12 protein-coding genes are annotated in these 12,519 nt (G+C 42.8%); 9 read left to right on the top strand and 3 right to left on the bottom strand.

Annotated features, from left to right (window positions below; genetic code table 11):
- The first annotated feature begins 1,003 nt into the window (after positions 1–1,003).
- On the top strand, positions 1,004–1,285 hold the full coding sequence (locus ACED28_RS10535; protein WP_371709806.1) for a hypothetical protein: 282 nt from the start codon (positions 1,004–1,006) through the stop codon (positions 1,283–1,285).
- Positions 1,286–1,731: 446 nt separating this feature from the next.
- Here ACED28_RS10535 and ACED28_RS10530 read toward each other — a convergent pair whose 3' ends face one another.
- The 3 genes from ACED28_RS10530 to ACED28_RS10520 form a co-directional block, all read right to left on the bottom strand.
- On the bottom strand, positions 1,732–3,456 hold the full coding sequence (locus tag ACED28_RS10530; protein ID WP_371709805.1) for an ATP-binding protein: 1,725 nt from the start codon (positions 3,454–3,456) through the stop codon (positions 1,732–1,734).
- The gene (locus ACED28_RS10525) at positions 3,456–4,640 is read right to left on the bottom strand and encodes an FIST signal transduction protein (protein ID WP_009846705.1); all 1,185 of its coding nucleotides are present in this window, start codon (positions 4,638–4,640) and stop codon (positions 3,456–3,458) included. The genes ACED28_RS10530 and ACED28_RS10525 overlap by 1 nt, the downstream gene beginning before the upstream one ends.
- 115 nt (positions 4,641–4,755) lie before the next feature.
- Entirely contained in the window at positions 4,756–5,121 is a 366-nt protein-coding gene (locus ACED28_RS10520; RefSeq protein WP_371709804.1) for a hypothetical protein, read from the bottom strand.
- A gap of 252 nt (positions 5,122–5,373) precedes the next feature.
- Between ACED28_RS10520 and ccoN the strand changes: the two genes are divergently transcribed.
- From ccoN to ACED28_RS10480, 8 genes are all read left to right on the top strand, one after another.
- On the top strand, positions 5,374–6,807 hold the full coding sequence (gene ccoN, locus ACED28_RS10515) for a cytochrome-c oxidase, cbb3-type subunit I (RefSeq protein ID WP_008221953.1): 1,434 nt from the start codon (positions 5,374–5,376) through the stop codon (positions 6,805–6,807).
- Between the two features lie 11 nt (positions 6,808–6,818).
- Positions 6,819–7,439, top strand: a complete 621-nt coding sequence (gene ccoO / locus ACED28_RS10510) for a cytochrome-c oxidase, cbb3-type subunit II (RefSeq protein WP_122047301.1) — start codon at positions 6,819–6,821, stop codon at positions 7,437–7,439.
- A 9-nt stretch (positions 7,440–7,448) separates the two neighbouring features.
- Positions 7,449–7,625 carry a CcoQ/FixQ family Cbb3-type cytochrome c oxidase assembly chaperone gene (locus tag ACED28_RS10505; RefSeq protein ID WP_009846708.1) on the top strand — a complete coding sequence of 59 codons (177 nt, stop codon included), beginning with the start codon at positions 7,449–7,451 and terminating at the stop codon, positions 7,623–7,625.
- A complete protein-coding gene (gene ccoP, locus ACED28_RS10500; RefSeq protein WP_009846709.1) occupies positions 7,625–8,599 on the top strand; it encodes a cytochrome-c oxidase, cbb3-type subunit III in 975 nt (324 codons plus the stop codon). The genes ACED28_RS10505 and ccoP overlap by 1 nt, the downstream gene beginning before the upstream one ends.
- Before the next feature lie 85 nt (positions 8,600–8,684).
- Positions 8,685–9,164, top strand: a complete 480-nt coding sequence (locus tag ACED28_RS10495; RefSeq protein ID WP_009846710.1) for a FixH family protein — start codon at positions 8,685–8,687, stop codon at positions 9,162–9,164.
- 5 nt (positions 9,165–9,169) lie between these two features.
- Positions 9,170–11,542, top strand: coding sequence for a heavy metal translocating P-type ATPase (locus tag ACED28_RS10490; protein ID WP_371709803.1), 2,373 nt, complete (start codon positions 9,170–9,172; stop codon positions 11,540–11,542).
- Complete coding sequence (gene ccoS, locus ACED28_RS10485; RefSeq protein ID WP_009846712.1) at positions 11,542–11,778, top strand: cbb3-type cytochrome oxidase assembly protein CcoS; 237 nt, start codon at positions 11,542–11,544, stop codon at positions 11,776–11,778. Before ACED28_RS10490 ends, ccoS begins: the two co-directional genes overlap by 1 nt.
- Entirely contained in the window at positions 11,768–12,454 is a 687-nt protein-coding gene (locus ACED28_RS10480) for a sulfite exporter TauE/SafE family protein (RefSeq protein ID WP_371709802.1), read from the top strand. The genes ccoS and ACED28_RS10480 overlap by 11 nt, the downstream gene beginning before the upstream one ends.
- Positions 12,455–12,519 lie beyond the last annotated feature (65 nt).

Below are 12,519 nucleotides of genomic sequence, written 5' to 3'. Positions count from 1 at the left end.
CTCATTAGTGATTGTACTCACTTAACTCAGTGTCCAAAACTGCTGGTGCGGATCATGGGGCTTACAAATTCAGTGCGTATTATGGGTCTAAATTATGTTGAGTGGTTCGCTTTGCTTAACTGAATAAGAACGTGGGTGAGTAACATGCTCAATGAGGAGGTCGGCTTGTCCGGCCTTTTTGATGCTCGTTAGGAAAATCGTTATTAGAAGTTAACCCGTAACATAATTTGCATAATGCGTATTTAGAACAATCCACTGCTTACCATCCGTTCAATGTCTCAAAATCGGCTCCTGCAGCACGAACCGGTCATTATATTATGCTGCTAAGCCTGTTCTCGATGTTGTGATTTGCAGAATAATATAAATTGAGCCACCCCCGTATTCGCAAGCATAGCGCGCCAGTGTTTGAGCTTTAGCGAGTTCTTTTGTCTTTCCTTTTTTTTATGGTTTTTTAACGGAAGAAAGCCACCGAACTCCGAGGCAAGCGCAGCGCGGGGTCGGGGCTTTCGTTTCCCAGAGTACACTATCTTTAATAGTGTACTCTTGTCTAAATATTGTATTTCCTCACTGCCTTGTCTTATTAATCAATAAGTTAGCTTTCGCTATTTTTGTCTGAAAAAATCATTTGCAAATCTCTTGTAATTGCAAATATGGTTTGTTATTCTTTTTGTGATTTCAATGCAATTGCAATAGGGTGCTTTATGTCAGATATACCTAGTCCTTGGGACACCAAGAAAGTGCGCCAAATTCATGAGGATAGAAGCAAGTCTTACTCTGATAATTTGGATTCGAATTTTAACTTTCGTTGTAACTCTGAGCTTAAGGAGGATTTTAAAAAGCTATGTAAACGCGATCAGTCTTCTCCAACAGTTGCTTTGAAGAGATATATGCTGTCTTGCCTAAGGAAAGGTCGTATAGATTGATTTTTTTCTGTGAGCATTCAGGGACGTTACAGCGTCCCTGAATGTATGAAACCCCAACCACGAAAATTAGGAATAATCATATGGATACAATTATTGTAAATACACACGCCGATAGCAATGCTCCAACTTATTCGCTTAGTGAGATGGATAAGAAAAAATCATGCGAGAAATATACCTTGGCTGATGTTTCAGCCAAGGTTAACCGTCTGCATAGTATTTCTATGTTTTTGGATTCTGGAGCTTATACTGATGATATTCGCGCAGGGATTACAGGGCATTTGCTGGATGAGATAGAGAGTTTACAAGGCGTTCTTATGTATGCTCAGGTTTTTTCTTTGGCTTCTGGTGATTGTGATAGTTAGATTAAGTTTGTTTTCTGTCGAGCAATCAAATTCTATTTTTGAATGCTCAAAATTCAATGTTGATTAGGTCTAACCCCGTAGGGATAAGGGCACTCTTCATATTTTTGGGGAGTGCCTTTTTTATTGCCCGAAAAGTAGGGAGCTTGCGACCGTAGCAGAGCTAGAGGTGTAAATGTAACTTCATCATCCCGCTAAGCGCTTTTAAAGCTTGGTTAGGCTTTGTTGAGTGTGTCTAGGTGGTTATAGTTCTACTGACTCTCTAAGAACGCTCAGTGCGTATTATGTATATTATGTTAAATTGGGTTTAGTGTTTATAAGGCAGGTACCTTTATGTGATGCCCTGCCTCTTGTTTGACTACCAAACTGACGTTCTATTTAACAGTAAGTCTATTTACCATAAAATACCTAATAAACATATTTCCTAATCTTCGATTAAGAATCGTTTATTAGACTTCAAGCATTAACCTATCAATTGCTTCAATGATCTCTTTGGTTCTTACAGGTTTGGTAATGAAATCATTCATACCGACATCTAAACAAGAAAATTTATCTTCTACTGATGTGTGTGCCGTTAGCGCGACGATTGGTGTTTTGATGTTTGCGTCTCTCATATATTTGGTTGTGGTTATTCCGTCCATAACTGGCATCGACACATCCATCAAGATAATGTCTATCGGATCATTACCTCTTTCTACAAAGCCAATGGCTTCTTCACCGTTGCTTGCGATGAAAACTTCGTGGCCTTGACGCGCAAGCATCAATTTAATCACCATCTGATTGGTTGGGTTGTCTTCAACAACTAACACTGAATAACGGGTTCTTGGAACTTGCGAGTATTTATCTTCTGCAGCATGATCTTGATTGTTCGTAACTCTCGTTAGAACGGGTAACCGCACTTCAAATTTCGAGCCTTTTCCTGGCTCACTCTCGACCGATATACGCCCGCGCATCAGTTCTACTAGTCGTTTTGTTATTGCTAAACCTAAGCCGGTGCCACCAAACCTACGTGTGATTGTGCTATCGGCTTGCACGAATGGACTGAATAACGACGAAAGTTGCTGTGAGCTGATGCCAATTCCGGTGTCTTCTACGCTAATACGGAATGAACTGTGCTGGTATGTAATAGAAACATGTACATGCCCGTGTTCAGTGAACTTTATTGCGTTACCAATGAGATTAAAAAGGATCTGTGCTAAGCGACTTGGGTCGATGTAATGTAGTTCACCTTCTGGAATGTCGCTAGTTAGGGTTAACGACAACCCTTTATCGTCTGCTATCTTCTTTTGTTCAGATAAAACAAAAGTTACAGTGTCTCTTGCGCTACTCCATTGAGGTGCCAACGAGAAACATCCAGATTCAATCTTCGAAAAGTCCAATACATCACTGATGATCGCCAATAGGAGTTCAGATGATGTACTCATATTTAACAATATAGACTGTTGTTCATCATTCAGCGGTGTGGACTTTAGCGTGTCGATTAAGCCTATGGTAGCGTTTAGCGGCGTTCTTAACTCATGACTCATCATTGCTAAGAATTCAGATTTGGCTTTGTTGGCTCTTTCTGCGTCTTTTCTTGCTGCTACGAGTTCTGCTGTACGTTCTCGGACTGTCGCTTCAAGTTTTTCTTTGTTTTCAATATCGAAAACAGCACGCTCAATCAGTGGTCGAAATCGGTTTAGAGTGGCTTTGGTTTCAATACTAAAGTGTTTGGTATTGGAATGGATAAAGATGATAACGGATTGTGTTAGCCCGCTATCAATACCAGTAATCAGTACAGAGTTAATTTGGTCTAGGATAATGGGATGCAAAGTGCTGAATTCACCCAGAGATTTGGGTTCAAAAAGAATCGCACATTCTCCATTAATGACTCGCGATAGCTTGCCACAATCTGTCCAATTCATTTGTTCGAATACTTTGTTATTGGTTAACAGGGTTTTGAAACTACCCTCATTCCCTACTCTTGATACCACAATAAAATCATCAAACTTAATGTATTTTTTGAGTGCAAATTCGAGACTAGAAAATATTTCAGATATGTTACTCGCCTTACTGATCGCAGAGATAGTCGATAGGATCACCCTATTCTCTTCAGCTAATTTACGTTCACGGACCTTTAGTTTTTGGAGTTCAATACGAGCTTCTTGCAGCGCTTCTTGGTCTTCAGTATCCATTACTTTTTCAGCCTATAAAACGTTGCAGACGATACCATCAAATTTCCGTGCGCATTCTCACCACCAGAGAGTCTGCCTTGCTCACCAAACGTAAATGGACATATGTATGGAAGCCCACCAAGTGCGTGATTGATTTGGTCACAAACCTCATCCATATCTTGTTTTAGGTGCAGCATTGGTCCTGCACAGAATATGTTGATCGCCCCTAATTTTTCTTCAAGATCCATATCATTATAGTAAGACGAATGAATGATGTTAGCGGCACGGCTGATAAGTTGTTGCTTAGAGCCTTGCATCAAATAGATGGTGTCACCTTCATTGATATCAGTGAACAACTCGATACCGTTACACTCAGTTTCTCTGATCGAATGCGACAACTTGAAATATGGGTAGTCGTAAGAAGAACCGACCTTTCGACCTAATGGATAAACTGTCGACTTTTCAAATATATACCCATCATCACTGCCACCTAAATGAAAATTAGTCCATTCATTATAAACGGTGGTCGCAGGCCTATGGTCGATCTCTAACAATATTCGATTTCTTACTTTGGTGACGGTGCCTGAATACTGAGTGGGTGTATGACCGGCGCTAAAAGATGAATAGATGGATTGTGACGCAAAAAACACCGTTAAAGAGACGCCATTAATAGCAAGAGCTTCTTCGGTAAAGATACTCCAATTTCCAGACACTTGATTGTCTGCTGCGCTTCCACCAATAATCGGCACCTCTGTGCCAAATTTGTTATCGATGGCCGCCATCACCTTCTCTTCATTTCCTGGGGTGGAATGGAGCAAGATAAGATCGGGTATTTCACCTTCTCGGTTGGCGTTCTTTAATGCTTTATCGATGGCGCTGAATGTACTACGGTCTATGGAATCGCCAAAGTGACTGATGCCGGTACCGTAGGCATTGATCCCGGAATCATAGATGATGAGTATCCCAATCACAGGGCCTGAATGGAACCCTGTTTCGGTCATAATACCGTGACAAGTGGTGCAGCCATGTATTGGTGTATTCGGGAGCGCATCTACCAAATATCTCTGCACAGCAAGTGTGGAGTACTCTTCGGTGCAGTAGCAGATAAGACAGGCAATATCGTCAGGGTTTGCCACCCCACTGAGCAGCTCATCTACTGCGATTTTATCGTCTAGGGAATAAGAGACTTTTGATAGAAATTTCATAGATCTCGGAAGATTTTATTAATGCTCTCTTTATAACACTTTTATACAATCTATTTCACTGACTTAGTACATATTTCTATCAAAAGAATTGAGGTGAGACTAACTTGTTACTGTGTTATTCCTTAGAAAGGTTTACAGAAAGTGTGGCTACCTGTTGTGGAAATGTAACCGTTATTGAGGAGTTCTGAGCGTTCGTTCGTAACAGCCAAATTGATGCCCCTTTTTCTTCTAGAGTTCCGCTCTCATTATAGTTAATGATAAATTTACCAGTTTTAGATGTTTCGATCGAATACCCTAGGTTATCACCCGAAATTAAAACATTATGTTTATCAATAGTAATTTGGCAAGGTTTAGAAATTATACAGTTTACTGTTTCGTAATTGTCGTATGTCACTGTTCTCCAAGTAAATGCAGCTATTAAAATAACCAACATGACGATAATTTGAACAAGCCTGCCTTTTGTTAGCTTTTGTGCCGCCATTATAATCTTTACTCCTTGTTACAAAGTTCAAAGTTTTTAAATAAAAATCCAATTCCAGACCAAGCGTAAGGTTACTACTCTGTCATTGATTTGTTAATTCAAGTATAGTGTCGCGTTGAAAATGCCACTTTTTTTTAAAATCAGCAAGTGGAAATAAAGCTCTGAATAGGCTGAATTTCCTTTTCTAATTTGGGTGGCATTACGACGTGAGTCGTGTTGGAAGTAAAGTGTAGTAAATAAGAAATTGGAAGCATGCAAATGAGCCAAGAAAAGCAGCTTGAACAAAACTACAACTATACGGTCGTCCGTCAATTTACCCTCGTTACAATTTTGTGGGGTATTGTCGGTATGGGCGTTGGTGTTTTGATTGCCGCTCAATTAGTTTGGCCACAGCTAAACTTTGATACGCCGTGGCTGACGTACAGTCGTTTACGTCCCCTGCATACTAATGCGGTTATTTTTGCGTTCGGTACAAGTGCGCTGTTTGCAACATCATATTATGTTGTGCAACGTACCTGTCAGACGCGTCTCTTTGGTGGCCCTCTCGTAGCCTTTACCTTTTGGGGTTGGCAAGCGATTATCCTGTCCGCTGCAATTACTTTACCGTTAGGTTTAACCTCTGGTAAAGAATACGCAGAACTTGAATGGCCAATCGATATTGCTATTACGCTTGTGTGGGTAGCTTATGCGGTCGTGTTCTTCGGAACCATGATTAAGCGTAAGACATCGCACATTTATGTAGCTAACTGGTTCTTCGGAGCCTTCATCATCACGGTTGCCGTGTTGCACATCGTTAACAGCCTGGCTGTTCCTGTATCTGCGTTTAAATCGTACTCGATTTATTCCGGAGCGATCGATGCAATGGTGCAATGGTGGTACGGACACAATGCGGTAGGCTTCCTATTGACAGCTGGTTTCCTAGGTATGATGTATTACTTCGTTCCTAAACAAGCTGGTCGCCCTGTTTACTCTTACCGTTTGTCGATTGTTCACTTCTGGGCTCTTGTGTCTCTGTATATTTGGGCTGGTCCTCACCACCTACACTACACAGCACTTCCAGACTGGACTCAGTCTCTAGGTATGGTTATGTCTTTGGTTCTGTTTGCTCCATCTTGGGGTGGCATGATCAACGGTATTATGACTCTATCTGGTGCGTGGCATAAGCTACGCTACGACCCTATCCTACGTTTCCTAATCGTTTCTCTCTCATTCTACGGCATGTCGACTTTCGAAGGCCCAATGATGGCAATCAAAACGGTTAACGCACTATCTCACTACACGGACTGGACTATCGGTCACGTTCACTCTGGTGCGCTAGGTTGGGTAGCGATGGTTTCTATCGGTTCGGTTTACCACTTAGTTCCTAAACTATTTGGTCAAGAGCGTATGTACTCTGTATCTCTAATCAATGTTCACTTCTGGTTAGCAACGATTGGTACGGTTTTCTACATTGTTGCAATGTGGATCTCTGGTGTGATGCAAGGTCTGATGTGGCGTGCAGTTAACTCTGACGGTACATTAACTTACAGCTTCGTTGAATCTGTAGAAGCATCTTACCCGTTCTACTTTGTACGTTTCTTAGGGGGCTTCATCTTCCTATCTGGTATGTTCTTACTGGCATACAACACGTACAAAACTGTTTCTGCACCTAAAGATAGCCTTAAAGCTATCCCTCAACCGGCTTAAGGAGATTTAGAATGAGCTCAAATTCAAATAATCGCCATGAGTTGGTAGAGAAGAACGTTGGCCTACTGGCGATCTTGATCGTTATTGCTATCAGTTTTGGTGCTTTAGTAGAAATTACCCCTCTTATTTTCCAAAAGCAGACGACTGAACCTGTAGAAAACCTACGCGTTTACTCTGCTTTGGAAATGGAAGGTCGTGATATTTATATCCGCGAAGGTTGTAACGTATGTCACAGCCAAATGATTCGTCCTTTCCGATCTGAAACTGAACGTTACGGTCACTACTCTGTAGCGGGCGAAAGCGTTTGGGAACACCCATTCTTATGGGGTTCTAAGCGTACTGGTCCAGATCTAGCGCGTGTTGGTGAACGTTACTCTGATGAGTGGCACCGTGTTCATCTTATCGACCCTCGTGAACTTGTTCCTGAATCAAACATGCCTGGTTTCCCATGGCTTGCTGAGAATGTACTTGATGGCAAATTGACTCAACAGAAGCTTGAACTCTTCCGTAATCAATTTGGTGTTCCTTACACAGACGAACAAATTGCTAACGCTAAACAAGATGTTGAAGGAAAAACAGAGATGGATGCAATCATCGCTTACCTTCAATCGCTTGGCCACGCAATGAAATAAGGAATAATTATGGACATTATTACATTTCAAAGTGTTTGGACTGTTACTGTTTTTGCTTGCTTCATCGGCATCGTTTGGTGGGCATACGGCAAGAATCGTAAATCACGTTTCGACGAAGATGCGAACCTAGTGTTTGCAGACGACGAGCCGGCAACAAGTTCTAAAAATCAAGGAGTGACAAAGTAATGAGTACATTCTGGAGTATCTGGGTTAGTGCGATTACGATTGGTACCCTAATTGGTTGTGCTGTCTTGCTTCGTTGGTGTTTTAAAGATCGAACTGGCGTAGAAGAAGGTCATGATATGGGCCATGAATACGATGGTATTCGTGAGCTTAATAACCCACTACCAAAATGGTGGACATACCTTTTCATCAGTACGATTGTGTTTGCAGCGGTTTACCTTGCTCTTTACCCTGGCCTTGGCAATTTTAAAGGTCTACTAGGGTGGACAAGTTCAAACCAAGAAGTTCGTAGTATTGAAGAGTCTCGCTCTTCGATTGCTGCGGCTCAAGCGAACAAGCAGTTAGACGAGTACGCGAAAGAGCTTGATGACGCCAACACCTATTTTGGTGAAGCATTCAAAAAGCTAGCTCACGACGAAAATGGTTTACGTTCTGTCCCTGACATTGCATCAGATGCTGACGCAATTAAAGTGGGCCAACGTTTATTCTTGCAAAACTGTTCTCAGTGTCACGGCTCTGATGCTCGTGGTCAAAAAGGTTTTCCTAACCTAACTGATGACGCATGGCTATATGGTGGTGAACCACAAGCTATCGTGACAACAATCATGCATGGTCGTGTTGGCCAAATGCCAGGCTGGAAAGATGCACTTGGCGAGCAAGGCGTTAAAGAAGTGGTTAGCTACACGCTTAGCCTTTCTGGACGTAGTGTGAATGCTCGTGAAGCTGAAGCTGGTAAAGCACGCTTTGTTGTATGTGCTGCATGTCACGGTACAGATGGTAAGGGTAACCCTGCTGTAGGTGCACCTGACCTGACTGACCGCGACTGGTTGTTTGGCGACTCTCGCGCAGCTGTGACGGAAACAGTAATGTACGGACGCTCTGGCGTGATGCCTGCTTGGAAAGACATTCTAGGCGAGGATAAAGTACAACTGATTTCATCATACGTGTGGAGCTTAAGCAACTCGGATAATAAGTAACATTTCAATAACAGCCTCTTTCTAAGAGGCTGTCTTTCCTTTATTTTATAACCCCTTCTTTTTATTCTTTTTTGAGATCTTTTTTATGGTAAAGCCTTGGTATAAACAGTTTTGGCCGTGGTTCTTAATCGCGTTGCCAGCGACAGTAGTTATTTGGACCATCATGACGGTTATTGTGTTCACACAGAACTCTGTAGACCTAGTGACTGAGGATTACTATAAAAAAGGAAAAGGCATTAATGTCGACATTTCAAAAGTAAATATTGCAAAGGAACTCGGCCTTTCAGCTTCAGTTAACGAGAAAGGTAACTCAGTTATCATTACTCTTGAGAAAGGTAAACTCGATCACTTCCCTGCGATTAACGCAATGTTTGTTCACAGAACACTGCCTGACCGCGATTTTACTCAACTACTGACAGCGGATGCGAAAGGCAACTACACCATGACTTTGGATCACGAAATGCAAGGACCATGGTTTATTGAGCTTTCTCCGCATGATTCTGAATGGTTAGTGCAAGGTCGCATGAACTTCCCTATTGATACTCCTACTCAACTAACGAATTAAAGCTTATGTGTGAATCCTGTTATCACTGCGGTGAAGATGTACCAGCGGAAACGGATTTTAAAGTAGAAATTTTAGGATCGGTTCGTCCGATGTGTTGTCCGGGTTGCGAAACCGTAGCCCAGACAATCATAGATAGCGGTTTGGTCTCTTATTACCAATACCGTACTGCTCCGGCTGAAAAAGCCGATCTGGTGCCAGAGCAACTTCTGGCTCTCAGTCACTATGACAATGAAGATGTTCAACTTGAGTTCGTCCGTAACTCCGAAAACATCTCTGAGGTGACATTGTCACTAGATGGTGTCTCTTGTGCGGCTTGTGCTTGGCTTATTGAGAAACAAGTTTCTTCAAAGCTTGGCGTTGTGAGTATTCGTGTTAATACCACGACTAACCGTGCCCTGCTTAGCTGGGACAACACTCAGGCCAAACTGAGCGAGTTGCTATCCGCGATTCATAGGTTGGGCTACAAAGCCGCACCATTCGAGGCTGACCAACAAGAAGCCGCTTATCATCGTTCGATGAAAAACTACCTTTATCGTCTTGGTGTCGCGGGTTTAGCGACCATGCAAGTTATGATGCTAGCCGTGGCGCTTTATCTCGAAGTTTTTGGCAGCCTTGAGCCGGAATTCAAAAGCTACTTTCGTTGGGTGAGTTTGATCTTCGCAACGCCTGTACTGCTCTACTCTGCATTACCGTTCTATATTAACGCTTGGCGTAGTATTAAAGGCCGAACCTTGGGCATGGATGTTCCTGTGTCGATCGCTCTATTGTTTGCCTATGTTGCGAGTTTAGTGGCAACGGTGACAGAGCAAGGCGAAGTGTTCTTTGAATCTATCTCGATGTTCACCTTCTTCTTGTTGCTTGGTCGTTTCCTTGAGATGCGCGCGCGTCGTAAAGCAGCAGCCGCGAGTGGTAACCTGCTTAAGTTGGTTCCTGCGATGGCGACAACTTTAGACGGTGAGCAAGTTCCGGTAAAAACCTTGAAGGTTGGCGATCAGATTCGGGTTCTACCCGGTGAGCATATCCCTGCGGATGGTAAAGTACTGTCTGGTAGAGTTCATATTGATGAATCGATGCTGACTGGCGAATCAATTCATGTGGTTAAGAACGAAGACGATACCGTCTTTGCTGGTACATTGAATGGTGATGAATCGTTTGAATTGGAAGTGATGACGTCTAAAGCGGATTCCGTGATTTCCAATATCGTTCGCCTTCAGGATGAAGCGCAACTGTCTAAGCCTCGCATCGCAGAGATTGCCGATGTGGTTGCTCGATACTTTGTTGCTGTGATTCTGGTTATCTCGTTCGGCACTTGGTTTTACTGGCACCAAACACGTCCAGAAGATGCTTTCTGGATTATGCTCTCGGTACTTGTTGCGACATGTCCTTGTGCTCTATCGCTTGCAACACCGACAGCCATCACCTGCTCAACTTCTCGTATGGGTAATTTTGGTATCTTGCTGCGCAAAGGCCATGTGTTTGAAACTTTGTGCAAAGTGAATCACTTGATCATAGATAAAACAGGCACGTTGACCGAGGGTGATATTCGTATCAGCCAAGTTGAAACCTTCGCAGAACTTGATAAAGACACCTGTTTGAAAGTAGCGGCGAGCCTAGAGCAACATGCTAACCACCCTATCGCGAAAGCGTTCAAGACTCATCTTTCTGATGATATCGAAGTAGAGTCTGTCAATAACGTAATTGGCTCTGGTATCACTGGTGAGTGGAATGGACAAGAAGTCGCTATCGGCAGCAGTGAATTCATTCTTGGTGATGCACAAACATCGGAAAGCAATGGTATTTACTTGTCGATGTCTGGTCGACATACCGCAACATTCACTTATGAAGACCCGATTCGTAAAGAAAGTATTGAGTTCATTAAGCAATTCAAAGAAGCGGGAATCAAAACCACGCTGCTGACTGGCGATTCTTTGATTAACGCGAAACCTGTTGCTGAAGAGATCGGCATTACTGACATTGTTGCTAACGCGAAGCCGGAAGATAAACTGGCTTATTTAAACTCTAGAGACGCTAGTGACATCACCATGATGGTTGGTGACGGTATTAACGATGCGCCTATTCTGGCGGGTGCTCACCTTTCTGTCGCAATGGGCGGCGGTACCGACGTGGCGAAAGCCTCAGCGGATATGGTGTTATTGGGTGACAAACTCGATAGATTACTTAAATCACGAACATTAGCGCTTAAAACGCGTAAGATAATCCGTGAAAACTTAGCGTGGTCGTTGGGGTATAACTTACTTATTCTTCCATTGGCTGTTGCTGGTTTGGTTGCTCCATACATTGCCGTTGTTGGCATGTCTGCTAGCTCTATTATTGTTGTGTCTAACTCGTTAAGGCTTTTAAAAGAGCAAGGTAAATAATGGAAAGTTTATACATACTTATTCCAATTGCGATCGTACTTGTGTGCATCGCTGTCGGTATATTTCTGTGGGCAGTTAAGAGTGAGCAGTTTGAAGACCTTGAGCGTCAAGGCCACAACATTCTGTTTGATGAAGACACTAATGCTCTTCACCATTCTGATAGTAAACCTGTTAAGAACGAGAAAGCTAACGTAGAAAGCCAAACTAACTTAGACAAAAAGAACGATGACGCCTGATTGGATCGGAGCCTTTGTTGTTGGGTTGATCGGCGCAGGTCACTGCATGGGAATGTGTGGTGGCATTGCGTCGCTTCTTTCAATTGGAAACAGTAAACCTTCCCCTGTCATTCCCCTGCTTTATAACCTAGGACGCTTGCTAAGCTATGCCGTGATTGGCGGTGTGATTGGCGGTGCAATTTCTTCTATAGGTCAGCTAAGCGATTTTAACGCTCTGCTAGGTTGGCTGCGATTATTTGCTGCTGGCTTTATGATCGTCTTAGGTTTGTATATTGGCAAATGGTGGTTCGGCTTGTTGTTTTTTGAAAAAGTCGGACAAAAACTATGGCGCTATATCTCTCCTGTCGGTAAATCATTTCTACCATTGAAGCATCCTAGTCACGCTCTACCATTTGGTTTCATTTGGGGGTGGTTACCATGTGGCCTTGTTTATTCTATGCTTACATGGGCGGCCGTATCAGGAAGTTGGTATAACGGAGCGGGTATCATGCTTGCTTTCGGTTTAGGAACCCTCCCTGCGATGCTCACGGTTGGAATGGGGGCAAATTTCCTCAAAAAACTGCAACAAGCTGACTTATTTCGTCAGTTTGGTGCAATTTTAATCCTCATTTACGGCTTCTATACCGGTTATATGGCGCTACAGCTTATTATTTATACCGTATGGTGGCGTCTTTAATCCGGTTTTTTTACTACCCTTTAGGATTAAGGAATGCTAAAATATTGACGTATATCAAATAGTGA

The organism is Vibrio sp. 1F253 (assembly GCF_041439295.1).
Classification (GTDB): Bacteria; Pseudomonadota; Gammaproteobacteria; order Enterobacterales; family Vibrionaceae; genus Vibrio; species Vibrio tasmaniensis_A.
The sequence above is the reverse complement of the archived record's forward strand: the minus strand, read 5'-3'. Positions and strand labels throughout refer to the sequence as shown.